Below are 23,186 nucleotides of genomic sequence, written 5' to 3' on the forward strand. Positions count from 1 at the left end.
GGTCGCTCCCGTGGTCGCGCGAGCGGGGTGAGCGCCGCGGCGTCGGGTTCGTCGGCCGTCGCCGCGGCTTCTCCGTTCCAGTAAAGGAAACCCATGGCCATCGGACGTCAGCACGATGTCGTCGCCAGGCGGGTGGCGTCGCTGGGCACCCTCGTTTCGGCGTTGGAGATGCTCAGTCAGTCCGCTCGGTTCGAAAAGGGCGAGCTGCTCAGCACACAGCTCGGTAAGACCAAGCCGAAGTTCGCGAAGCGGTTTCCCCGTCTCGTCGACGCGCTCTCGTCGAAGAAGGCGAGCGTCGGGTTGTACGCGGCGCAGGCGGCGGCTTCGGCGGCCACGATCGCTTGGCCGCGCTCGCGTCGCGTCCAGTTCGCGGGCGCGGCGGCGCTCGCGGCGATCGGGGCCACGAATCGCGCGCGCAACCCGTTCGGCGGCGACGGCGCCGATCAGTTGCAGCAGGTCATCAACGTCACGTTCGCCGCCACGGCCACGCTCAAGGACCGCGAGAAGGCGCGCGATCTCGCCCTGCGCACGCTGGCGCTGGAGACCACAATCTCCTATGTCGCGTCGGGTCTGGTCAAAGTGGTGTCCCCGGTCTGGCTCCACGGGGAGGCCTTCGAGGGCATCATCCGCACCCGCAACTACGGCGACCCGCGCGTGCACCGCCTCGTCACGCGGTTTCCCCTGCTGGGCAAGCTCGTTTCGTGGAGCACGATCGCCGCCGAACTCGGCTTCCCGGTCGTGTTCGTGCTGCCGCTGCCCGCGGCGCGCGCGTACCTCGGCATGATGACCTCGTTCCACCTCGGCATCGGCCAGTTCATGGGGCTGAACCGGTTCGTGCTCGCCTTCGGCGCGACGCACCCGGCCATCCTGCACGTGCTCTCCGAGCGCAAATCACGCTCGACGCCACGGGAACGGGGCGTGGGGAAAGAAGAACGAACGTCCGAGCAAAGGGAGAACTGATGCGCAACGACACGATCACCGATTTCGCCAACGACCACCTGGGCGTGGTGACGCCAGGACTGGTCGGCAGCGGAGAAGACGCTCCGCCGGTGTTCTACGTGACGTCGGCCAGCGCCTCGCTCATGGTGCCCACGGTCACCGACGCGACGGTGCAGACGATCGTGATCTCGGCCGCGGGCTGAGCATCACCTTGACGCCCTGATGGCCACCATCACGCGCCCACCCGTCGCCCGACCGCCGCCCCTTGAGGAAGCGCTTCGCGCTGCGGTGTTGTGCCGCGATGGTGGCCATCAGGGACTTTTCCCTCCCCCTCGGGTCAGACGGTGAGGGCCCAGCTGGTGAGCGTGCCGGTGTCGCCCGCGAACGCGTCGTAGACGACGAGCGTCCAGGTACCGGCCGCGTTCTCGGTCGTCACCGGAACCGAGAAGTCCCTCGTGCCGAATTGCGTGCACGGCGCGTTCCCGGTCGGCTTGACCGAGTAGCTGCGCCCCGACGGCCCGGTCAGGCTGATCCGGAGGTCCTCCGCGCAGGTGTGCGAGGCGGTGATCTTCACCTGCACCGGCGAGTTCGCGGCACCGGCGGTGGTGGCGGACACGGGGCTGTTCACGGTGCCGTAGTCGGTGATCGGGTAGGCCGTGCTGTTGGTGAAGACCCGGTCGCCCGGCGGTGTCGACGATCCGACCGCGAGCTTCCAGACCGCGTAGGCGATCGCGTCGCTGTTGCGGTCCATCGGGACGTCCTTCAGGTTCGACAGCGTGTCGCAGGAACGGTGGTAGCAGTTGTCGAACGCCGCACCCGCGGTGCCGCCCCACTTTCGTTGCTGCGCCGCGGACTTGATGTCACCGGCACCCGTGGCGAGGCCGCCGACGGGGATCCCGGCGCTCTTGAAGGAGGCGTGGTCCGAACGCCCATCGCCCTCGCTGTCCCCTTCGGTCGGCACGTTGAGCGTGGCGAAGTACTCGTCGAACACCGCCTTGATCGAGGCCACGTCGTCGTAGACGAAATGACCCCAGTTGCTCGACGCGATCATGTCGAAGTTCAGGTACGCCTTGATCTTCGACCGCTCCGACGACGGCAGGTTGTTGACGTAGAACCGGGAGCCGCGCAGCCCCGACTCCTCGTCGGCCCACCAGCCGAACCGGACGCGCTTCGCCATCTCGGGGTTCGTCTTCGCCAGCGTCAGCGCGACCTCGAGGATCGCCGCGCTGCCGGAACCGTTGTCGTTGATGCCGGGGCCCGCGGAGACGCTGTCCAGGTGCGCGCCGAGCATGATCACCTGGTTCGCGTCGCCCTTCGGCCATTCCGCGATCAGGTTCTGGCTCTGCCCGGAGCAGCTCGTGCACGTCTGGCGGCTGGTGGTGAACCCGGCCTCCTTCAGCTTCTGCTCCACATAGGACACCGAAGCGGCGTAACCGCCACTCGCCGCGGTGCGGCTGCCGCCGTACTGGCGCGCGATGGTCTCCAGCTGGCTCAGGTGCCCCCTGACGTTGGCGAGTGAGATGTCCGGCGCGGCGACCGCGTGCGGCGCGGGGGCCACCGGTGCCGCGGGTGCCGCGACCGCCTGCCCCATGCCCAGCCCCAGCGCCAGTGCCATCCCGGCGGCGAAGCCCTTGAAAGCTCGCACGATCAGTGCTCCTTAGTTCGGGGTTGGAGCGGTGCGGCGGCGCCGATCGGGGTCAGCGCCGCCGCACCGTGGTCAGTGGGTGATCAGCAGGCGCCGGAGTCCTTCCAGACGTACCAGGAACCGGGCGAACCGGGCTCGGAACCGGCCGAGTACCAGTTGGACGTCCACTTGTGACCGTTGTGCGAAACGACGTCACCCGGCACGTACAGCGTGTTGGCGTCCCATGCCGCGACGCCGTCGCAGCCCGTCGGCGGGTTGCCGCTGCCGACCGTCAGGTCGTACTGCACGGTGTGGTCCACTTCGACACCGTCCGCGTTGATCGTGACCTTGCTGGTCCCGTTCGGGGTGGTGGCCGCGGTGGTGATCGTCAGCTTCGACGAGCCACCCGAGGTGATCGACTCCGGCTCGAACTTCGCGGTCGCGCCGGTGGGCAGCCCGGAGGCGGTCAGCTTGATCGACTGCGCGGTGCCGTTGGTCGTCGTGGTGCCCACGGTGACCGTCGCGGACTCGCCCGGCTTCACGGTGCCCGAAGTTGGGCTCAGGCTGACCGAGTAGTCGTTCTTGCCCGGCTGCTGGTTGCAGGTGGTCGGCTCACCGCTGACCGGGGGCACGCTGACGGCGTTCCACGCGGCCTTCACCGCGTTGAACTCGGTGCAGCTGTTGGGGAACAGCGTGAGCGACGCTTCCAGGGTGGCCTTGCGCGCCGAGCTGGTCCGCCACGATGAGGTCTTCTTCAGCAGGGCGTTGTAGAAGATCTTGCCCGCCGACTGGATACCGATCCCGGTGATCGAGCTGTTGTTGCAGGTCGGGCTGGTCGGCTGGCCGTCGGTCGGCGCGGTGCCCTCGGCGAGCAGGTAGAACCAGTGGTTCTGCGGGCCCGCGGCGGCGTGCACCTCGGTGTTCGGGATCGACGACGAGTAGCAGTTCGGGTCGCCGACCTTCGACGGGTCGTACATGTACCGGATCGGGCCCTTGCCGACCAGGTTCACGCCTTCGCCGACCTCGTAGTCGGGGGTGTCCTTCGCGTTGTTCGTGTAGAACTCGGTGAGCGCGCCGAAGATGTCACCGGTCGACTCGTTCAGGCCGCCGTTCTCGTTGCCCGAGCCCGCGCCACCCGGGGTGTTCTGGAAGACGCCGTGGCCGAACTCGTGGCCGACGACGTCCATCGAGGTCGCCTGGCGCCGGTTGTCCTGCGAGTGCCCGAAGTGCGTCGACGAGCCGTCCCAGTACGCGTTGACGTCGTTCAGGCCGACCGATGCCGGGAACCCGCGCCCGTTGCCGTCGATCCCGTTGCGTCCCAGCCAGTCCTTGAGCATGTTCCACTCGTGCTGGACCGCGAACAGCGTGTCGACGCAGCCGGTCTCGAGGTCGGTGCCGGAGCCGTTGCCCCATGCGTCGTCGTTGCCGGTGAACACGGAGCCGCCTTCACGCCCGCAGCTGATGCCGCTGCGCCCGGGGTCCCGCATGGAGTACGAGCTGCCGGAGCCCGTGGTGTCGATCGTGACGTTGCCTACGTAGTAGCTGTTGCCGCTGCCCAAGGGCGCCGGCGGCGTGCTCGCGGGCGTGCCCGTGGCGCGCGGCGCCAGGGTCTTGACGTCGTCGCGCTTGTCCAGCACGGCGCCCGTCGCGCCGTCGACGAAGACGTGCAGGTTACTCGGCAGGTTCGCGCCCCTGCCCTTGACGACGACCTCGTAGGCGAGCTTCGGGGTGGCCCCGCCCACCACCACGAGGTTCGGCGAGGACACGCTGTCCACTGTGGACAGCTGGCCGCGTGCGATGGAGGCGGCGCGGTCCGCGCTGATTCCCGGCTTCGTGCCCACCTTGATGTCGGCGGTGGCCGCGGCGCTGGTGTCCCGGACGTGACCGACACCGTCGGCGACCACGACCGCGTCGCCACCGATGACCGGCAGGCCGTGGTAGGTGCGCTCGTAGGACACGTAGAACAGGCCCGCGCCACCAGGGGTGACGCCGAGGCGGTGGAACGCCTCGTTCGCGCCCTTGCTCAGCTTGTCGACGCCGATGGCCGCGGCCTGGTCGGCCGCGCTGATGGCGGCGGCCTCGGGGCTGGCTGGCTGTGCGGGAGGTGCGGCCGGTGCGGCGGTGGCCGGGATCGCCGGCATCGCCATGGTCATGGCCAGGCCGGCTATCGCAGCCAGGCCTGATCTCAGTCCACGCTGAGTCATCGCGGATACCTTTCGTTCAAGGCAGGCCGCGCTGCCCGGCGAGACGGGGAAACGGGCCGTCGCGCCGGGCAGCACGGTGTGCGGGGGAGAACCGTCCGAGGAGGTGCAGGGGACGAGACCTCGGACGAGCTTGAGTAAAGAATTCGGCAAGAGGGCCGTCAATGCGCTGAGTGGACTAGTGGTGGCCTGCGGATTTATCCGTAGTGCCCCCGCAAACACTTGCACAGCAGCGGTTTTCCACCCCGGAGCTGCTGGAAGCGACTTTCGTATGGTCTTCTGCTAATACGTGCATCGATGCTGCGGCGGCGTCATCCTGGTTACGAATTTTCCTTGATCGCCAAGGTTCGTGACGCATCTTGGCCGGTCAGCGAGGCGCTGGGCGCTGGCTCGCGAAGGCGACCGGGGGCCTCGATTCGCGAGGGCGTGATTCGGCGGGCCCTCGGCCGCCTGGGGCGGAGGGCGCGAGAGGTGGTCGCGTGGTGGTGGGCCGCCGTCTGGCGGCGCTGGTCGTCAGACAGCGCAGCAAGCTCCCCGCCAACTCGCTCACCGCAATGATCGTGCGCCTGATTACCTGCCCGGCCAGGATGGGATCGCACTGAGCCGCTGCATCGAGAGTTTGCGCCGAGCCGTTCGCCGGATGGGGGCCGAGAATGGTTCGGCGCCCACGGTTCGAATACCGGGCTCGTTCGTTCTGCCCTTCACCCGGGAGTGGCTGAAGAACGGGGGTTTCGTCGATCAGTCCGCTGTGGACACAGCGACTGCCGGGCCGCCGATGGCGGCGGAGTTGCTTAGGCGGCGCGGGGTTGGGCGGTGTGGCTGTTGGTTCGGGATCTTCGCCAGGGGTCGATGAAGTCGGGTGGGGTGAATTCGGGGAGTCCGTTGACCATGCGGAGTGTCCAGTCGCTACGATGCAACAGCCGATGGTGGTGTCCGCATAGCAGCACGAGATTGCCCACCTCGGTGAGGCCGCCGTGTGCCCACGGTACGACGTGGTGCGCCTCGCAATGACGCGGCGCGCGCGAACATCCGGGGAACGCGCATCCTTTGTCGCGCATGGCAAGCATGTATCGGATCGCTTCGGTGACCAGACGTTTCGCCCGCCCGACTTCGAGGGGTTGGCCTTTGCCGTCGAGCATCATCGGGATGATCCTGCAGTCGCAGGCCAGGATGCGGGCTTCGCTGGCGGTGATGTCGGTGACCATGTCCAGGCAGGCTTTGCCCAGCTCGGCTTTGAGGTCGGCCAGGGGGATCGTCACGATCAGATCCGCCCGGCCGCCACTGCGGTTCGGCGATTCGGGGTGACTGGCGGCGAGGGCGACCATCTCCATGAACGCGTCCCCGTACCGCTCGGCCTGCCCGCGCCGCAGCGGATTGCCGGACGGGTCGTTCGGTTGGGACTGGGCGAGCGGGTCGAGCAGGGCGAGGGTTTTGGCGGCGGAGATGGGGTCGAGGTAGCCGTCGAACTTGGCTGAACCGTCCTTGCGCTGGTGGAAGTGCAGCGCCCGGGTGGGTTCGGGAGTGTCGCGGGGTTCGGGGCCGTCGGGGTCGAGGTAACCGAGGAGTTCCTTGCCCAGCTTGGAGATTTGCGAGGTGCCCGCCTTCCGCGCCAGTTCCACAAGAGACCGCTCCGCGAACTCCCGATCCTCAACCGGAGTCGTGGCGGGGATTTTCTCCAGCACCCGCACGATCTTGTCCACGTGCTCGGGCGAGATCGCACCCTCTCGGGCAGCGTCGCCGACAAGGGGCGCGGCCGCGGGAATTTCCGTACCATCGATCCCCTGACCGGGGTTGGTCACCAGTGCCCGCTTCACCAGCCTCTTCACCTCAGGTCCGGTGCACCGCGCGATGTCGGCCACCAGCCCGGCCACACTCGTGTACCCCAGATCGCGGGCACCGCCATTGTCCAGGTGCGCGATCATGCGGTGGATACGGGCTTCCTGCTGCCACCACGACACGAACTCCTCCCGCAACAGCGAGGCAACCTCGCGCGCGTCAAGTCGCCACAGCTCATCCTGCTGCGGCGCAAGGGAAGGAGAAGTCTCGAACACCCTGCCAGTCTACCGCCGATCGTTCGCATGTTCGATGATCCATCCAGGTGAACCATGCGGCGCAACCGCGAAACACGTTGGCATACAAGGGTTTCCGGCAACAGCGTTGCGAAGGGTGAAGCTGGGAAAGGAAACCGAACGAAGCAACGGGAGTCAGACTCGAAAAGCCATCCACCTCCTTCAGTCCAAAGCCTTCTTTGAACCGCCACTAGCGTCGGCGACGCCACCAGCCGTGTCGACAAGCACGGCGCCCGCCGCGACGGCTAAACTCGGCCGGTGACTTCCCGGACAGCACCGCGGATCCTCCTCGTCGAGGACGCCGAAGCGATTCGCGTTTCGGTGGAGGCCGCGTTGGGCACGGCCGGATTCGAGGTGCGTGCTCGCGCCGACGGCGAAGCGATCGAGCAGGACCTCGTGGGGTTCCGGCCCGATCTGGTGGTGCTCGACGTGTTGTTGCCGGGCAGGGACGGGTTCGAGCTGCTGTCGCTGATCCGCCGCCATTCCGCGGCGGGCGTGGTGATGCTGACCGCGCGGGACGGGGTGGAGGATCGGCTGCGCGGGCTCGGTGAAGGCGCCGACGACTACGTGGTCAAGCCGTTCGTGCTGGCCGAACTCGTGGCGAGGGTGACCGCGGTGCTGCGCCGGACCGGCCGCACCAAGCCGACCGTGGAGATCGGCGATCTCGTGGTGGACGCCGAGGCCGGGATGGCGCTCTACCGCGGCGAGCGGATCGACCTCACCGCGACCGAGTGGAAGCTGCTGAGCCACCTCGCCGCGCACCGCGATCGCGTGCTCAGCAAGACGCAGATACTCGCCGCGGTCTGGGGGTACGACGACTACGCCGAGAACCTCGTCGAGGTCAACGTCAGCACGCTGCGCCGGAAGCTCGAGCAGCACGGGCCGCGGATCCTGCACACGGTGCGCGGGCAGGGGTATGTGCTGCGGGGCGACGTCGGATGACCGGGCTGCGCACCACCTCCCTCTACCGCAGGGTCACCACGACCGCGCTGGTGGTGCTCGCGGTGGTGCTGGTGGTGCTCGGGTTCGTGGTCAGCGCGGTGTTCCGCGCGCAGGCGGAACGCGACGTCAACGGCCTGCTCGCCGGGCGCGTGCAGCTCGCGCAGCAGCTCGCCAAGCAGGGCGCGCCGCCGCAGAACCTGGTGCGGCGCGTGGAAACGCGTGGCGTCGAAGGCAGGTTGACGCTGACCGACGGCACCGTCTTCGGGGCGCCGCCCCGGCCGGCGGAGGCCAGGCTGCGCCAGGTGAAGGCGACCTTGAGCGGGCGGGGACAGGTCAACGGCGCCGCGCTCACGCTCACCGCCGACGAGTCGATCGTCGCCGGTGCGGAATCGACGCTGCGGTGGGTGCTGCTGTTCACCGGGCTGGCCGCGGTCGCGGTGACCGCGGCCGCGCTGCTCGTCGGTGTCCGGATCGCACTGTCCCCTTTGGACGCGATGACCGGGTTGGCGCGGTCGATCGTGACCGGGCGGCGCGGCGGCAGGCTGGCCCCGTCGAGCGCGAAGACCGAGCTGGGCAGGGCGGCGAGCGCGTTCGACGACGCACTGGACGCGCTGGAGGGCGCGGAACGGGCGGCACGCGCGTCGGAGGAGCGGACGCGCCGGTTCGTCGCGGACGCCGCGCACGAACTGCGCACGCCGATCGCGGGCGTGCAGGCGGCCGCCGAAGCCGTGCTCCAGCAGGGACCGGACGCGGATCCGGCGCTCACCGAACGCCTGCACCTGTTGCTGGCGCGGGAGTCCCAGCGGGCGGGCAAGCTGGTGAGCGATCTCCTCGACCTCGCCCACCTCGACGCCGGGGTGCGGCTGGACGCCGCGCCCGTCGCGCTGCTGCCGCTCGCGCAGGCGCAGGCGGATCGGGCGCGCCTGCTCGCACCCGAACTCACCGTCGAGGTCTCGGGACCGGACGCGGTCGTCCTCGGCGATTCCGACCGGCTCACCCAGATCCTGGCCAACCTGGTGGACAACGCCGTGCGCGCGATGGCGGGGCACGGCACGCTGACCCTCACCGTGACCGAGTCCGGTGTGGTCGTGTCCGACACCGGGCCGGGCGTGCCAGCCGAGGACGTCGAGCGGATCTTCGACCGCCTGGTGCGCCTCGACGACGCCCGCGGCCAGAGCGGATCCGGGCTCGGCCTCGCGATCGCACGCGGGTTCGCCCGCGCACACGGCGGCGACCTCCGCTACGAGCCCTCCGCCGGAGCTTCGTTCGTTCTTTACGGACTGTCCAAGCCGGACTCTCAAGCCGGGAGCAGCAGCCCGTCGAGTCGTCCTGAGTGACCGGGCAGCACGCGGTCGGCCGGGGTGCCGAGCACACCCTCCAGCATGGCCGCGTACACGTCGCGGAAGTCCACGGTCTGCTTGAGATCGCCGTCGGCGAGGTCGGTCAGGCTCGGCTCCTCGCCGTGGAACCCGCCCCGCACCCCGTTGCCCAGCACGAACATCGGGCCCGCCGTGCCGTGGTCGGTGCCCTGGCTGGCGTTGGCGCGCACCCGCCTGCCGAACTCCGAGTACACCAGCACCACGGCCTGCTTGCCGCGGTCGGTCCCGGCCAGCCGGCGCGCGAACGGGGTCAGCGCACCGTCCAATTCGGTCAGCAACCGCTGCTGCGTGCCACGCTCGTCGGCGTGCGTGTCGAAACCGCCGAGCGACACCGAATACGCGCGGGTCGGTACACCCGCTTCGATCAGGCTCGCGACCACGTCGAGCTGCGCGGCCAGCTTTCCCTTACGCTGCTTCTTTTCCTTGTCGTGCGCCGCGCCGCCGAGCACGCGCACCGCGTTGTGCAGATCCCCGACGGACTTGGCCGCCTTCGCCTGCCAGAATCCTTCGTCCGGCTGAGCGGCCCCCAGCCCCTCGAAGGACTTCCCGAGCGCGCCCTTCGGCAACGCCAAGCCGCCGACCGGTAACGACGCGGCCGCGGTACCCGCACCGGCGAGCAACGGCGGCAGCACGGGTTCCACCGACACCGCGCGCAACGGGTCGTCGCCCGCGGTGTCGAGCCACCGGCCGAGCCAGCCGGTCGGCACCGAGGTCTTCGGTGACGCCGTCTGCCAGATCGCCATCGACCGGAAGTGGCTGTGGTCGGGGTTGGGGTACCCGGCGCCGCGCACGATGGCGAGCGCCTTGTCGTCCCACAAACCCTTGAGCCCCTTCAGACCGGGGTTGAGGCCCAGTTCCTCACCGAGATCGAGCACCTCGTCGGGTCGGTAGGCGAGTTCGGGCCGCGCGTCCTGGTACGCCTTGTCACCGGCCGGGACGACGGTGTTGAGCCCGTCGTTCCCGCCGTAGAGCGTGACGACCACGAGCACGCCGTCCTTCGGATCCAGCGGTGTCCGCGCCGCGGCCGTCATCAGCGAGGTCCAGTCGACCTGGGTCGCCCCGGCCGCCAACGCGCCCGCCGCCGTCACCCCGCTCGCGGCCAGGAACCGCCGCCGGGTCAGCTTGTTCATGTCCTTCACCCGCTCACTGCGTACTCGGGGGCGCACGCCGCCACCGCGATCAGATCCGGCACGGTCCCGGCGACACCGGCGAGCGCGTTCTTCGTCCGCTCCGACCAGCCGTCCACGCCGAGCAGGTCGCCGACCGCGGCCACCCGGTCGCGCGCGCCAGCCACGGCGCCGGGGTCCGCGTGCGCGGCGACGTGCCGGGCGAGCCGCAGCCGCGCCGCGCCAGCCGAGGTCGTCAGCCACGCGCCGCCCGCGGCCCATCCGCCGACGCTCGGCGGTTCGAACGGCACCTGGCCCATTCCGCGCAACCCGGCGAACAGTTCCTTGCCGTCGAGCGAACCAGGCCGGACGCCGAGCGCGCGCAGGAGCCCGGCGAGCCATTCCACCGGCTGCTTCACCAGCGCCGACGCCGGGTCGCGGAACGCGGGTTCGGCGGCAATGGCCTTCAGCACGGCGGTGATGTCCCGGTTCGCGCCGTAGGCGGCGACGAGCCGGTTCAGCACGTCGGCGGGCGGCGGCGAGGAAGAAACGAGGCGGAACCAGATGCGGCCGAGCACGAACGGCGCCGATTCCGGCCTGCCCAGTACGAGGTCCACAAAGGACTGCGCGGTGAAGTCGCCGTCACGGCCGAGAATGCGCTTCGGCGCGGTGTCGTGGCGTTTCGCGACCAGCTTCGCCGTCGTGGCGTCGCGGTCCGCGGACCAGCCGGTCAGCGCGCGGGCCGCCTCCCGCACGTCGTCCTCGGTGTAGTGCCCGACGCCGAGTGTGAACAGCTCCATGAACTCGCGCGCCAGGTTTTCGTTCGGCGAGCCCGCCTTGTTCTTGTTGCCGTCCAGCCACAGCAGCAGTGCCGGGTCGACGATCATCGCGCGCGCCAGCGCGGTGAAGCTGCCCATGCCGAGCGCACGCTGCGTCTGGTTCTGCGCGAGCATCAGCCGCGGGCTGCGCACCTTCTGCTCGCTGGTCGCGAAGTGCCCGTGCCAGAACCAGGTCAGCCGTTCCGCGCTCGCGTGCTCGGTGGTGACCATCCGGTCCAGCCACCACAGGACAGCCTGCGTCGCCTGCTCTTTCAGTTGTGCCGCGGCCTGCTTCTTCGCGGCCTCGTCCTTTTTGCCGGGACGTTCCGGCGGCGGGCCGAGCTGCGGTGGCGGGGGACCCGCGTCGGCGCCGGGCGCGAGCAGCCCGGTGAGCGTTTCGGCGAACCCGCGGTCGAGATCGCCCTGCCGCGGCCCGAACCCGAACCGGTCGTGGAGCCTGCGGACGGCGCCGCGTTCCGTGATTGCCGCCATGACCTTCGATGGTGGCGAGCACGGAACGCGGCGGGAAGCGCGCCGGTGGGTTCTTCAGCCGATCTTCAGCGGGGTCACATGCCCTTCGCGCCCTGCTTGATGGCCTCGCGGATGCGGGCGTAGGTGCCGCACCGGCAGATGTTGCGGATCTCGTCGAGATCGTCGTCGCCGATCTCGTGCCCGGCCGCCCTCGCCTGCCTGACCTTGGCGACCGCGGCCATGATCTGACCCGGCTGGCAATAACCGCACTGGGCCACGTCCAGCTCCAGCCACGCCTCCTGCATGGGGTGCAGGTCCTTGCCGACGGTCGCGGGCAGGCCCTCGATCGTGGTGACCTCGTCTTCCGGCTTGATCTTCGACACCGGCACCGAGCACGGGTTGAAGGCCTTGCCGTTGATGTGGCTCGTGCACGCCTTGCAGACGTCGAGCCCGCACCCGTACTTCGGGCCCTTCACGCCGAGCAGATCGCGCAGCACCCACAGCAGCCGCTCGCTGTCCTCGGCGTCCACTGTGATCTGTTTGCCGTTGAGCTTGAAAGTGTGTTGGGGCACAAGAACTCCTAGAAGGCGTGGTCGAGGCCGTCGGTGGGCGAGGCCGGAGTGGACGGTGACAGCGGGATCGGCTCGAAGCTGATCGTGCCGTGGTTGATCGGGAAGGTGGTCGGCATCTTCCCGACCGCGCGCGCGTAGGCGCAGGCGGTGGCCGCGAACGCGGGCGCCACCGCGAGTTCCCCCGCACCGCAAGGGTTCGAGGACGTGTCGGGCATGATCACGACCTTCGTCTCCAGCGGCGTGTTCCACTCCCTGGTGTAGAAGTAGTTGTCCCAGCTGCCTTCCAGCGGCATGCCGTCCTTGATGTGCAGACTCGACGTCAGACACGTCGCGATGCCGTCGTTGAGTCCGCCGATCATCTGCGCCTCCAGCCCGCGCGGGTTGATCGCGAACCCGGGGTCGACCACGACCAGTGCCCTGGTGACCCTCGGCCCGGTGACGCCCTCGCGCACCTTGCGGTTGACCGTTTCCGGGCGGCAGTCGATCTCGATCAGCACCGCGACCGCGCCCCGGTACTCCGAGTGCAGCGCGATGCCCTGCGCCATCCCCGCCGGGAGCTTCTTGCCCCACTCGCCGACCTGCACCGCCCGCTCCAGCGTGGCGCGCAGCCGCTCGTCCTTGAGGAACTCGCGGCGGAACTGCACCGGGTCCTTGCCCATCTTCGCGGCGAGCTGGTCCACCACGAGCTCTTCCGCGGTCACCACGTTCGGCGAGTAGATGTTCCGCATGCTGCCGGTGTTGAACTTCAACGGGATCTCGTTGAGCAGTTGCGTGGTGACGCCGAAGTTGTACGGCGAGGACTGGCTCAGTTCGAAGATCGACTCGGCGAAGCTGAGGTTCCCCGCGATCGGCAGCTTCGCGGCCGTCGAGGTGATCATCTCGCCGAGGCCGTGGCTGAACTCCGTCTGCACGCTGGTGTGCCGCTGTTCGAAGCTGACCACGTTGCCCAGCGCGTAGGTGGCGCGGACTCGCGACACCGACATCGGGTGCGTGCGGCCCTGCCGGAAGTCGTCGGTGCGCGACCACATCAGCTTGACCGGCTTGCCCATCTTCTTCGACGCCTCGGCCGCTTCCAGCGCCGCGTCGTGGAACAGGTGCCGCCCGAACGAACCGCCGCCGGTGGTCACGTGCACCTTCACCGCGCTCTGCGGCAGGCCGATCTTCGCCGCGATCTCCTCCTGCGCCACGATCGGCACCTTCAGGCACGACCAGATCTCCGCGCGGTCCTTGCGCACGTCGGCGATCGCGCTGCCGGTCTCCAGCGGGCTGTTGCTGGCGAAGGCGAAGGTGAACTCGGCGTCGATCGACTTGGTCAGCAGGCCGGGGACGACCATCGGCAGCGTCGCCGCCTTGAGCTTCTTGTACACGGTTTCGTCGGACTCGCCGTCGACCGTGCCCTTGCCCCAGGTCACCTTCAGCGCGCGGATCGCGTCGATGCACTGGCCGAACGTCTCCGCCCGCACCGCGACCCCGTAGGTGATCGGCGCGATGTCGGTGACGCCGGGCATCGCCTTGACCTCCGCCGCGTTCAGCACGGCCTTGGGCGTGCCGTTGATCGTCGGCGGGCGCGCGACCATGGTCGGCTTCGCGTCGGGGACGTCGAGGTCGAGCGTGAACTGCTTGCGGCCGGTCACCGCCTCCAGCGCGTCGATCCGGTTGCGCGGGGTGCCGAGGACCTTGAACTGCGAGCGGTCCTTGAGCTTCGCGGTGACCGTGGTGGTCTGCGAGGCCGCCGCCGCGCGCGCCAGCGAGCCGTAGTGCGCGCGTTTGCCGTTGGCGTGCGAAACGATGCCGTCGTCGACGCGGAGTTGCGAGGCGGGCACACCCCATTGCGACGCCGCGGTGGCCACCATCCGCTCGCGCGCGATCGCCGCCACCGTCCTGATCGCGGTGTACATGCTGCGCACCGAGTTCGACCCGCCGGTGAGCTGGTTCATCAGCAGTTCCGGCCGCGCGTCGGCGAGGGTGACCGTGATCTTTTCCAGCGGCAGGTCCATTTCTTCGGCGATCATCATCGCCGCCGCGGTGGTCATGCCCTGGCCGACCTCGGCCCTCGGCAGTGCGAACGCGGCCGTGCCGTCCGCGTTGACCTGCACCGAGATCAGGCCGGAAGTCGGTGCCGCGGCCAGGTTCTGCAGATCGCCGAGGTCGAAGAGATCGGCGGGCTGGGGGAGCGACGGGATCGCCGCGTCGGCCTCGGGCGCGTCGACCGCCGCGCCGCCGACCTGCGCGGCGACGGCGAGCGTGGGGGCGGCGACGAGGAAGCCGAGGAAGCGGCGGCGGCCCATCCCGTCCGGTTCGGCTTCGGGGGTTTCGGGCGCGCGATGATGCTCGACCATCAAAAGGTCCTCTCGAAACGGCGCTGTCTCCAGAGCGTGGTGGGGCAGAGCTTGGCGGGGTCGGGACCGGCGGGCGCGTCACCGTGTCGTCACGGCGAGTGCGCCCCTGTTCGGGCCGGAGTGTTACACAGGTCACTACCGCAAAGCTACGACCGCGGTGCCTACGTTTGGGCTAACCCGGTTGTGCAGAGTGCACAACTTTTCGTAAATCATGAGAGCGCGCCCCTGGGGAAGAACGGCAGTGCGCGGAGGGCGAGTCCCAGCTCGATGGGGATGTCGTCGCCGCTGAGCGACTGACCCAGCAGGTCCTCCAGCCGCCGGATCCGGTTGATCACCGTGTTGCGGTGACAGTGCAGGGCTTCCGCGGTCCTCGTCGTCGAGCCCGCGGTCTCGGTCCACGTCCGCAGCGTGTGCAGGTACAGTCGCCGGTCCCGCACCGGGAGGTCGAGCAGCGGGCCGAGCCAGCGCTGCACGAGCGGCTCGGTCAGCTCCGGCGAACTGAGCAGCAGCGCCTCCGGCAGCCGGTCGGAAAGGCTCGCGAACCCGTTGTGCGCGGGCGGCACCGTGCGCCTGGCCAGCGTGGCCTGCCGGAACGCGAGGTCGATCTCGGCGAGGCCCGACACGACGAGCGACATGCCGACCGGCGCATCCAGCAGCTCGCGCAGCACGGCCACCGCTCCCGCCGTGGACACCGGCGTCGACTTGGGCAGGGCGAGCAGGCCGACGAGGATGTCGGACCGCGCCTGCCACGCCGACTGGACGCCCGCCGCGTCGAGCCGTTCGCCGAGCGCCTCGGTGAGGCCGTCCGTGACGTGCCCGCTGCCCGCCGAGACCACGACGAACGGCCCGTCGACCGGCAGTCGCACGATCCTGGCCGCTTCGTAGGCGAACGCGGCGTCCTTCGCCCTGCCCTGCAACAGCCCTTCCCACAACGCCGCGCGCCGCTGCTCGTCCGCGCGCACGAGCTGGCGCTCCGCCGCGTGGTAGGCCGCCGCGACCTGGGCCGACAGCGCGTCGATCACTTCCCACACCCGCGTGGCGACTTCGACCAGCGCTTCCGCCTCGGTGCCTTCGAGCCGTGCCTGCTCGATCAGCGCCTGCCACACCAGCCGCCCGCCGAGGCGGAAGGAGCGCAACAGGTCGTCGAGCGGCAGCCGCTGGCGCGCGCGCCGTTGTCCCGTCGCGTCCGCCGCGTCGTGGAAATCGGCGTCGGCGTCGTCGGCGCGGTCGAGCCCGGCCAGCAACTGCAGCACGCGCGTGAGGTTGTCGTGGCACGAACGCCACAGGTCCTCGTCCGGCACCACGTTCATGCGGCGGTAGCCGGGATTCTGCTGCTCGATGACGCGCACGAGCGCGTCGGTCAGCGCCGGGACGCGCTGGAGCACGCTCGTCGCCAGCTTCTCCGCGATCCGCGCGCCACCATCGTCCATGACCGGTCAGCATCGCACACGCGAGCTGGGGAAACCGAGCGCGAGGAACCCGGTGCGGATTGTCACCGCGTCGCGGTAGGGTCGGCACGTCCGGAATTGTTTCGGCGGGGGAGAGTTCGTGGCCGAGGGAATCCACAACGAGTTCAAGGGCGAAGCCGGGTCTTTGCTCCAGGCCGGGAAGATCTACGGCGACGTCTACGTCGGCACGCGCCCCGCGCGACCGCGGACACCGAACCAGTTGAGCGCCAAGGCCGCGCACTACGTCAACAACGAACGCCAGCTGAAGCGGCTGGACACGATCCTGCGGCCGGAGAGCGCGGAAGGCGGGTTGCGCACCGCGTTGATCGGGGGCGCGCCGGGCAGCGGGCGGACGGCGCTCGCCACCGAGTGGTGCCATCGCCACCAGAGCGTCTACCCGGACGGTCTTTTCTACACGAGGCTCGGCGGCGCGGGCTCGGCGAAAGCCGCGTTGGCGGACATGCTGACCGCGGTCGGCTACGGCCGCGACGCTATTCCGTCCAGTGTGGACGGTCGGGCGGCGATGTGGCGGACCTGGAGTAGCGAGAAGCGGCTCGCGGTGATCATCGACGACGCGCTCCGCTCGGCGGAGGCCGAACCACTGCTGCCCACCGGGCCCGGTTCCGCCGCGCTCGTCGTGCAGGTCGGCAGCCTCACCCAGCTCCAGGCGCGGCATTCCGCCAAGCACGTGCGCCTGGAGCCGCTTTCCGAAGAGGCCGCCCGTTCGCTGCTGGAACGGGCACTCGAGAGCGACAAGGTGGCGGCCGAGCCGGAGGCGGTCACCGGGCTGGTGCGGTTCTGCGGTGGCTCGGCGACCGCGCTGAACGTCGCCGTCGCGCTGATCGACGAGTTCGACTGGCCGGTTTCGCGGCTCGTTCGCCAGCTCGAACGGAAGGGGCCGCTCGCCGAGCTGGCGCTCGCCGCGATGTTCGACACCGCCTACGAACGGCTCGAACCGTTGGCGCGGCGGTGTTATCGGGCGATCGGGGCGCATCCGGGCGCCGATCCGGTCGGCGTTGGCGCGCTCGCCGCGGCGGTGTCCGCGGAAGACCTCGCGGAACCGATGCGGGAGCTGGTCAGGGCGAGCCTGGTGCAGGAAGAGGACGACGAGCGGTACCGGCTCGGCGGCCTGATCGCCGAGCACGCGGCGGCCAAAGCGGCCGAGGAGGACGGCCCGCGGCTCACCGAGGCCCTGCTCATCCACTACCGGATGCGCGGGCTGGCCTGCGCCGAGGCGGTGAAACCCGGCCGGGGCTGGGCCGAGGCGCTGTGGCCCTCGCTCGGCCGGTTCGAGCCGGTGCCGAAGGAGGAAGCGCTCCGCTGGCTGGAGGTCGAACGGGGCAACCTCGCGGCCGCGGTCGCCGCCGCCGAGGATCCGGAAGTGGTCGTCCAGCTGTGCTTGGCGTTGTGGCCGGTGCACGAGACCGGTGAATACTCCACCGAAATGGTCGCGGTCAACGGCCTCGGCGTCCAGGCCGCGCAGGTGTGGGGCGACGATCTCGCGCGGGCGGTGCTGGGCATCCAGCTCGGGTTCGGCCACCGGCAGTTGCGGAACTGGCCACGAGCGATCGAGGCGTTCGACAAGGCGAGGGAAGCGGCGGAACGAGCCGGGTCGCTGGAGGCTCAGGCGACCGTCGAGGAATCGACAGGGCTCATCAGGATTGACGAAGGTGCCGAGGACGAGGCGCGGCGGCTGCTCCAGCGAAACCTGCGGCTGGCCGAGCGGATCGGCGTCGCGCGGCGGATCGCGATGGCGAAGTTCCACCTGGCCAAGGTTTCCGAGCCGGATAGCGCGCTGGCGTTGCTCGATGCCGCGCGAGCCGAGTTCGCCGAGGATGCCGCCAATCTCCGCAAAGTCGACCTGTGGCGCGGTATCAAGCTTGGCGAGCAGGGAAACCGGGCGGCGGCCGAGGAACTGCTGCGCACCGTGGTCCGGGAGGCCGAGGCCGCCAAGCAGCACCGGGAACACGCTCGGGCGTGGGAAGAACTGGCCAAGCTGGCTGATCGTGCCGGTGAGACCGCGGCCGCGCGGGAGAACTGGGAGAAGGCGCTCGAAATCTGGCAGCTCAGGGGGTTCACCGCCGAAGCGGCCGCGGTACTCGAGCGGCTCAGCGCAGCAGGCTGAACCGGCCGGTGGCCACGGTCGCCCCGGTTTCCGTGGTCACCGTGACCTCGTCGGGGAACGGCTTGTGCGGTTCGGTGAGCACTTCGTGGACGGCCGAGACCAGCGCGTGCGGATCGCCGTGGACGCCGGTGATTTCGACCAGCGCGGTGGTGGTTCCCGCCAGCCACGAGCCGTCCGGCAGCCCGGCGGCGGCGATCGTGCAGCCCGGCAGCGCGTGCAGTGTTTCGGTCAGCCACCTGCCCGCGTCGCGAGGGTCGTCGTGCACCACGACGTCGGCCAGTTCGAGCAGCGTCGCTTCCGGCTCGTCGATGTGCACGACGAGCTGGGCCGGTTCCGCGGACCAGGTCGGGTCGTACAGGGTGTCCACGGCGTGCCGGGTGAGGCGGAGGTCGAGTGCCTTCGCGTGGTGGCGCACCGTTTCGACGCGGGCCAGCCGCGCTCGCGGCAGCGGGATCGGCAGGTCCGGGGCGGGGAGGACGTGCAGTGGCGCGGGATGCGCCGGCGGTGCCAGGTCGAGCGCGCGGTAGCAGAGTTCGCGCAACGCGGTGGCCGCCTTGCCGGGCAGGTCGGTGGCGAGCTCGGTGATCGGCAAGTACCGGCCGGGATCGTGCTCGGTCACCGCGCGGTCGAACTGGCCACCGGCGTCCGCGTTCGGATCGAACCGAGGCGCGGTGGTCACGAGCTGGTGCACCGGTGACTCCGGGTCCAGGTCGTCGTGCGGTGCGGCGGCCAGTAACACCGGTTTCCCGGCGGCGGCGGCGTAGAACGTGACCGAGCCGTGGTCGCCGAGTACCACGTCCGAGGCCAGTATCGCTTGCCGCCACAGGTCTTCGTGCGGCAGTACGAGCACGCCCGCCCTGGTGCAGGCGTTCAGCCAGCGGGCGACCTGCCAGCGCGAGTGTCCTTCGTGGACATTCGGATGCAGCGCGATCGCGATCCGGTACGAGTCGAACGGGAGTGCGTGCGCGAGCCTTCGCACGAGTTCGGGATCGGTACCGTATAACGAGTTCCCGCCCCAGGTGGAGGACACCAGCACGAGCCGCTGGGTGCTCGTGAGCCCGAAGCCCTGCCGGTAGGTTTCGCGGAGCGGCGTGCTCGCGATGAGCCTGTCCAGGCTCGGATCCCCGGCCACCACGGCGAATTCGGCCGCTTCGGGCACGGCGAGCCGGAGCCGGTCGAGCTGTTCACCGTGCGACAGCACGATATAGGCGGGTACCAATTCACCTTCGTGCATGATCCACGGAGAGGACAAACCGAAAACCGGTTTCCGGTTTCCGGTTTCCGGTTTCCGGTTTCCGGTTTCCGGTTTCCGGTTTCCGGTTTCCGGTTTCCGGTTTCCGGTTTCCGGTTTCCGGTTTCCGGTTTCCGGTTTCCGGTTTCCGGTTTCCAAGAATTTATTGTATCCCATTCCGTGCGGAACGACCAGCAAAGGAGCGCGCAATTCATGCAGGTCGCCGCCGTAGCTGGCGGACACGGCGAGGTCGAACGGGTACCGCACGGCTTCGTCCCACGGCATGAGCCGGATGCCGCGGGAGGCGAGGTGTTCGTCGGTGCCCGCGGTGAATGCGCTGGACCGTGGGCAGGTGAACGTGACTTCGACGCGCGGGTCGTCCGCGAACACGGGGAGCACGTCGAACAACCGCGTGGCCGCGGTCACATTGTGCACCACCGCCAGTACGGCCCGGCTGCTGGCGACGGTGCGCCACCGAGGCGCGAGCGGGCCGGACACGAACGGCGATCCTACAAGATCAGAAGGTCACGTTCCCGTGGATGTCGCCTGCCTGGAGTGCCTTACCGGTCACGTTCCCGGTGATCTGGTTGGTGACACCACCGCTCTCGGCGTGCTGCGACACGGACACCTTCTCCCATTCCGCTCGCAGCTCTTCGGCGAACGAAGGGTCGGCGGCCTCGGCGGTTTCCAGCCGCTGCGCCAGCGCCGCGATCGGTTCGGGCGCTTCGGGGGCCTCGGTCGCCGCCGTGAGCGCGGCGGTGGCTTCCGGGTCCTTCGCGAACTTGCGCTTGACCAGGTCGTAGAGCCCGGTCGCGGCCTTGGCGGCCAGTGCGGCGGAGATCGAGATCAGGATCGGCTCAGGCATGAACCCACCGTAACGCGTGACGGCGTCCGGCGGTGGCCACGTTGCGCGGGCCGGTCGCCTTGCGCAGGCTGGAGGCAAAGATCGCCACGACAAGGGGGCCACGACATGCCTGGTTTCGGGCTCGACGGCAAGAACGCACTGGTCACCGGTGGGGCAAGGGGAATAGGCAAGGCCATCGTGGCCGCCTTCCTGGAGGCGGGCGCGCGGGTCGTCATCGGCGACCGCGACGAGGAAACCGGTACCGCGACGGCGGCCGAACTCGGCGCGGGGTTCGTGCGGCTGGACGTCACCGACAGCGCGTCGCTCGACGCCGCGGTTGACCACGTCGCCGCCGAGCTGGGTTCGCTCGACGTGCACGTCAACAACGCGGGCACGGTCCTCAACAAGCCTGCCGTGGACACCACCGACGACGAATGGCGGCGGGTGCTGTCGATCAACCTCGACGGCGTGTTCTTCGGCTGCCGGGCCGCTGCCAGGCGCATGCTCGCGCAGGACACCGGCGGCAGCATCGTCAACATCGGCAGCATGAGCGGGCACATCGCGAACCACCCGCAGCCGCAGGCGTCCTACAACGCGTCCAAGGCGGCCGTGATCCACCTGACGAAATCGCTCGCGGCCGAATGGGCCCGCGGCGGGGTGCGGGTGAACTCCATTTCGCCGGGGTACGTCGGCACCGAGCTGACGAAGCAGGGAATGTCCAATGAGGACTGGAAGAAGGTGTGGCTCTCCTCGACGCCGCTGGGCAGGGTCGCCGAGCCGAGCGAGATCGCGCCCGCGGCGGTGTTCCTGGCCTCCGACGCCAGCAGCTACTTCACCGGCTCCGATCTGGTGGTGGACGGGGGATACACCGTCTGGTGACGGGCGTCGCGCACCTGTGCACGATGACAGGGGTCAGTGCTTGCCCGCTTCGTGCGCTTCGATGTCGTACGCGGTCATCGCGGCGGCGAGCTGGCGTGCGTCGGCGGGCCGGGTGGCGTCGTAGCCGGTGATGAGGTGCACGCGCCCGAGCCGGTAGGTGAGCGTGTTGCGGTGGATGGTGAGCGCCGCGGCCGCCTCGCCGCGGTGGTAGCCGGACGCGACGAAGGCGCGCAGCGCGTCGATCAGGTGCGGGTGCGGTTCGAGCGGGTCCAGCAGCGCGGCGAGCGCGGCGCGGGCCGGGCTCGGCTTGGCGAGCTGGTATTCGATCGCGAGATCGGCGAGCCGGTACAGCTTCGGCGGCCTGCCGAGGCGTTCGGCGAGCGCGAGCACCTCGGCGGCTTCGGCGTGCGCGTGGGGAATGTCCGCGTGCGCGGGCGCGGTGGCGACCGCGGCCGTGCACGCCGCGTGCGAAACCTCGTCGATGCGCGCGACCAGCTCGTCCGCCGAATGGGCCGGGGTCGCCGGAACCAGCAGCACACCGCTGTCGCCTTCGAACGTGGTGAGCACCTCGCGCCGGGTGTCCAATTCGGACCGTACGGCGCGGAAAAGGTCCGTGGTGGCACGGGTTCCGGCGCCTCGGCGCGGCGCGGGGAGCCGGAACACGACGACGTCGTATGCGTCGGCGAGCGTCTGCCCGCCCCGTTCCGCGGCACGGTGCGCCGGGCGGCCCGCGAGCAGGTTGCCCGCCAGGTTCTGGCGGTGCTCGCGCCGTTCCCAGTCGATGTCCTCGCGCTCGCGGAGGTAGGCGGCGGCGATCCTCGGCATCACCTCGGCGAGGAACCCGAACAGGCGGTCGGCCAGCCCGACGGTGCCTTCACTCGCCGCGAGCCGCCACGCTTCCTGCGCGCCGAGCGGGTAGATCCGCAGCACCGCGTCGAGCGGGAGCCCGTCGCGCGCGCGTTCGGCGCCCCAGGTGACCGCGATGGCCAGCTCGTCATCGGTCGGCGCCCGGTCCTCGTCGAGCGTGGTGAGGACGAGTTCGACCACCGCCGCCGCGTTGGCCACGAGATCGCCTTCCAGCACGCTCGCGGGGAGCCGCTGGTAGGCCGGGATTTCGGCGACGCACCTCGCCATCATCGCGGTGGCCAGCTCGCGCGCCCTCGGCAGCAGTGCCGCTGCTTCCGTCATCCCGGCATTATCGGCCGAACTTGTCGCCACGCACAAACGGGTGAATAAAATCTTTGCGCTCGCTGCCAGCAGACAGCGCGGGGCGGCCGGGCGCATGCTTGGCGGAACCCGAGCGAAAGGGGTTCGCAATGACGCGAACACGGCGGCGGTTCGGCTCGCTCGTCGCGGCGATGGTGCTGTGGGCGGCGGGCGCGCTGTTCGCCGCCGCGCCCGCGCAGGCGGCGGGCGGCGGCACCAACGACTTCTCGTGCCGCCCCAGCGCGGCGCATCCCGAGCCCGTCGTGCTGCTGCACGGCACGTTCGCGACGTACTACGAGGACATCAACTTCCTGCAGGCCGATCTCGCGGCACGGGGCTACTGCACGTTCTCGCTGACCTACGGCGCTTACCCCGGTTTCCCGTTCGTCGGCGGGCTGAAGCCGGTCGCGGAGTCCTCTTTGGAAATCAAGGACTACGTCGAGAAGGTGCGCGCGGAGACGGGGGCGGCGAAGGTCGACATCGTCGGGCATTCCGAAGGCGGCCTGCAGTCCTTGTACGTCACCAAGATGCACGGGATCTCCGAGCACATCAAGCGCGTGGTGGCGATCGCGCCGCCGACCCACGGCACCGACGCGGCGGGACTGGTGAAGCTGGCCGACAAGCTGCTCCCGGGTGGACGGTCCACATTGGACACCATCGTGAAGGCGCTCGGCATCCCGGTGCTCTCCGACGAGTTCCCCGGCGGGCCCGCGATCACCGCGCTCACCACCGGTCCGATCGCGCAGTCCGGCGTGGCGTACACGATCATCACCTCGCGCTTCGACGAGATCGTCACGCCGCCGGAAACCTCGTTCGTGCGCGAACCGGGCGTGCGGAACCAGTACGTCCAGGACTCCTGCCCGCTCGACCCGGTCGGTCACATCGGCGAGGCCTACGACCTGAACGTCTGGCACCTGGTCCGCAACGCGCTCGACCCCGAGCACGCCACCCCGATCAAGGTGTGCGCGTTCGGATCTCCCGGCTGAGCAACGA

General features: G+C 69.8%; 18 protein-coding genes. 7 read left to right on the top strand and 11 right to left on the bottom strand.

The features are described from left to right. Positions 1-93 precede the first annotated feature (93 nt). Positions 94-960 (top strand): hypothetical protein, encoded by an 867-nt coding sequence (locus tag HUW46_RS30895; protein ID WP_215542289.1) that lies wholly within the window; start codon positions 94-96, stop codon positions 958-960. Continuing rightward, a complete protein-coding gene (locus tag HUW46_RS30900) occupies positions 960-1,142 on the top strand; it encodes a hypothetical protein (protein WP_215542290.1) in 183 nt (60 codons plus the stop codon). Before HUW46_RS30895 ends, HUW46_RS30900 begins: the two co-directional genes overlap by 1 nt. A gap of 134 nt (positions 1,143-1,276) precedes the next feature. Here the strand turns inward: HUW46_RS30900 and HUW46_RS30905 are convergent, their stop codons facing one another. The 3 genes from HUW46_RS30905 to HUW46_RS30915 form a co-directional block, all read right to left on the bottom strand. Next, a complete protein-coding gene (locus tag HUW46_RS30905; protein ID WP_442860865.1) occupies positions 1,277-2,584 on the bottom strand; it encodes a M28 family peptidase in 1,308 nt (435 codons plus the stop codon). 83 nt (positions 2,585-2,667) lie between these two features. After that, on the bottom strand, positions 2,668-4,710 hold the full coding sequence (locus tag HUW46_RS30910) for a M4 family metallopeptidase (protein ID WP_442860996.1): 2,043 nt from the start codon (positions 4,708-4,710) through the stop codon (positions 2,668-2,670). A gap of 845 nt (positions 4,711-5,555) precedes the next feature. After that, the gene (locus HUW46_RS30915; protein ID WP_215542292.1) at positions 5,556-6,815 is read right to left on the bottom strand and encodes an HNH endonuclease signature motif containing protein; all 1,260 of its coding nucleotides are present in this window, start codon (positions 6,813-6,815) and stop codon (positions 5,556-5,558) included. A 276-nt stretch (positions 6,816-7,091) separates the two neighbouring features. Here HUW46_RS30915 and HUW46_RS30920 point away from each other — a divergent pair, with 276 nt between their 5' ends. Both HUW46_RS30920 and HUW46_RS30925 read left to right on the top strand, forming a co-directional pair. After that, the gene (locus HUW46_RS30920) at positions 7,092-7,775 is read left to right on the top strand and encodes a response regulator transcription factor (RefSeq protein ID WP_215542293.1); all 684 of its coding nucleotides are present in this window, start codon (positions 7,092-7,094) and stop codon (positions 7,773-7,775) included. Then, on the top strand, positions 7,772-9,112 hold the full coding sequence (locus HUW46_RS30925) for a sensor histidine kinase (RefSeq protein WP_215542294.1): 1,341 nt from the start codon (positions 7,772-7,774) through the stop codon (positions 9,110-9,112). Before HUW46_RS30920 ends, HUW46_RS30925 begins: the two co-directional genes overlap by 4 nt. On the opposite strand, the gene HUW46_RS30930 is transcribed toward HUW46_RS30925, so the two are convergent. The 5 genes from HUW46_RS30930 to HUW46_RS30950 all read right to left on the bottom strand — a co-directional run bounded on the left by HUW46_RS30930 (position 9,073) and on the right by HUW46_RS30950 (position 15,890). Beyond that, the gene (locus HUW46_RS30930) at positions 9,073-10,284 is read right to left on the bottom strand and encodes a DUF1501 domain-containing protein (protein ID WP_215542295.1); all 1,212 of its coding nucleotides are present in this window, start codon (positions 10,282-10,284) and stop codon (positions 9,073-9,075) included. The genes HUW46_RS30925 and HUW46_RS30930 overlap by 40 nt on opposite strands. Positions 10,285-10,289: 5 nt before the next feature. After that, positions 10,290-11,570 carry a DUF1800 domain-containing protein gene (locus HUW46_RS30935; protein ID WP_215542296.1) on the bottom strand — a complete coding sequence of 427 codons (1,281 nt, stop codon included), beginning with the start codon at positions 11,568-11,570 and terminating at the stop codon, positions 10,290-10,292. A 74-nt stretch (positions 11,571-11,644) separates the two neighbouring features. Beyond that, positions 11,645-12,121: a (2Fe-2S)-binding protein gene (locus HUW46_RS30940; RefSeq protein WP_215542297.1), complete on the bottom strand. Its 477-nt coding sequence runs from the start codon at positions 12,119-12,121 to the stop codon at positions 11,645-11,647. 8 nt (positions 12,122-12,129) lie between these two features. After that, positions 12,130-14,460 (bottom strand): molybdopterin cofactor-binding domain-containing protein, encoded by a 2,331-nt coding sequence (locus HUW46_RS30945; RefSeq protein WP_215542298.1) that lies wholly within the window; start codon positions 14,458-14,460, stop codon positions 12,130-12,132. A gap of 209 nt (positions 14,461-14,669) precedes the next feature. Beyond that, positions 14,670-15,890, bottom strand: coding sequence for a PucR family transcriptional regulator (locus HUW46_RS30950; protein ID WP_215542299.1), 1,221 nt, complete (start codon positions 15,888-15,890; stop codon positions 14,670-14,672). A 118-nt stretch (positions 15,891-16,008) separates the two neighbouring features. Between HUW46_RS30950 and HUW46_RS30955 the strand changes: the two genes are divergently transcribed. Continuing rightward, positions 16,009-18,033 carry a hypothetical protein gene (locus tag HUW46_RS30955; protein WP_215542300.1) on the top strand — a complete coding sequence of 675 codons (2,025 nt, stop codon included), beginning with the start codon at positions 16,009-16,011 and terminating at the stop codon, positions 18,031-18,033. On the opposite strand, the gene HUW46_RS30960 is transcribed toward HUW46_RS30955, so the two are convergent. Together HUW46_RS30960 and HUW46_RS30965 are read right to left on the bottom strand one after the other, a co-directional pair. Next, positions 18,017-19,762, bottom strand: coding sequence for a hypothetical protein (locus HUW46_RS30960; RefSeq protein ID WP_215542301.1), 1,746 nt, complete (start codon positions 19,760-19,762; stop codon positions 18,017-18,019). The genes HUW46_RS30955 and HUW46_RS30960 overlap by 17 nt on opposite strands. Positions 19,763-19,781: 19 nt before the next feature. Beyond that, complete coding sequence (locus HUW46_RS30965) at positions 19,782-20,129, bottom strand: hypothetical protein (RefSeq protein WP_215542302.1); 348 nt, start codon at positions 20,127-20,129, stop codon at positions 19,782-19,784. A gap of 105 nt (positions 20,130-20,234) precedes the next feature. Between HUW46_RS30965 and HUW46_RS30970 the strand changes: the two genes are divergently transcribed. Next, the gene (locus tag HUW46_RS30970; RefSeq protein WP_215542303.1) at positions 20,235-20,987 is read left to right on the top strand and encodes an SDR family NAD(P)-dependent oxidoreductase; all 753 of its coding nucleotides are present in this window, start codon (positions 20,235-20,237) and stop codon (positions 20,985-20,987) included. A gap of 33 nt (positions 20,988-21,020) precedes the next feature. Here HUW46_RS30970 and HUW46_RS30975 read toward each other — a convergent pair whose 3' ends face one another. After that, positions 21,021-22,175 carry a PucR family transcriptional regulator gene (locus tag HUW46_RS30975; protein ID WP_215542304.1) on the bottom strand — a complete coding sequence of 385 codons (1,155 nt, stop codon included), beginning with the start codon at positions 22,173-22,175 and terminating at the stop codon, positions 21,021-21,023. Between the two features lie 128 nt (positions 22,176-22,303). Between HUW46_RS30975 and HUW46_RS30980 the strand changes: the two genes are divergently transcribed. Next, positions 22,304-23,179, top strand: coding sequence for an esterase/lipase family protein (locus tag HUW46_RS30980; protein WP_215542305.1), 876 nt, complete (start codon positions 22,304-22,306; stop codon positions 23,177-23,179). The last annotated feature ends 7 nt before the right edge of the window (positions 23,180-23,186 follow it).

This window comes from Amycolatopsis sp. CA-230715, assembly GCF_018736145.1.
Classification (GTDB): Bacteria; Actinomycetota; Actinomycetes; order Mycobacteriales; family Pseudonocardiaceae; genus Amycolatopsis.

What these genes read in the sequence shown, in the direction of transcription:
- HUW46_RS30980 (WP_215542305.1), top strand. Translation starts at nt 22,304, where the DNA reads ATGACGCGAACACGGCGGCGGTTCGGCTCGCTCGTCGCGGCGATGGTG.
- HUW46_RS30925 (WP_215542294.1), top strand. Translation starts at nt 7,772, where the DNA reads ATGACCGGGCTGCGCACCACCTCCCTCTACCGCAGGGTCACCACGACC.
- HUW46_RS30975 (WP_215542304.1), bottom strand. Translation starts at nt 22,175, where the DNA reads ATGACGGAAGCAGCGGCACTGCTGCCGAGGGCGCGCGAGCTGGCCACC.
- HUW46_RS30895 (WP_215542289.1), top strand. Translation starts at nt 94, where the DNA reads ATGGCCATCGGACGTCAGCACGATGTCGTCGCCAGGCGGGTGGCGTCG.
- HUW46_RS30950 (WP_215542299.1), bottom strand. Translation starts at nt 15,890, where the DNA reads ATGGACGATGGTGGCGCGCGGATCGCGGAGAAGCTGGCGACGAGCGTG.
- HUW46_RS30970 (WP_215542303.1), top strand. Translation starts at nt 20,235, where the DNA reads ATGCCTGGTTTCGGGCTCGACGGCAAGAACGCACTGGTCACCGGTGGG.
- HUW46_RS30945 (WP_215542298.1), bottom strand. Translation starts at nt 14,460, where the DNA reads ATGGTCGAGCATCATCGCGCGCCCGAAACCCCCGAAGCCGAACCGGAC.
- HUW46_RS30965 (WP_215542302.1), bottom strand. Translation starts at nt 20,129, where the DNA reads ATGCCTGAGCCGATCCTGATCTCGATCTCCGCCGCACTGGCCGCCAAG.
- HUW46_RS30900 (WP_215542290.1), top strand. Translation starts at nt 960, where the DNA reads ATGCGCAACGACACGATCACCGATTTCGCCAACGACCACCTGGGCGTG.
- HUW46_RS30935 (WP_215542296.1), bottom strand. Translation starts at nt 11,570, where the DNA reads ATGGCGGCAATCACGGAACGCGGCGCCGTCCGCAGGCTCCACGACCGG.
- HUW46_RS30910 (WP_442860996.1), bottom strand. Translation starts at nt 4,710, where the DNA reads ATGGCGATGCCGGCGATCCCGGCCACCGCCGCACCGGCCGCACCTCCC.
- HUW46_RS30930 (WP_215542295.1), bottom strand. Translation starts at nt 10,284, where the DNA reads ATGAACAAGCTGACCCGGCGGCGGTTCCTGGCCGCGAGCGGGGTGACG.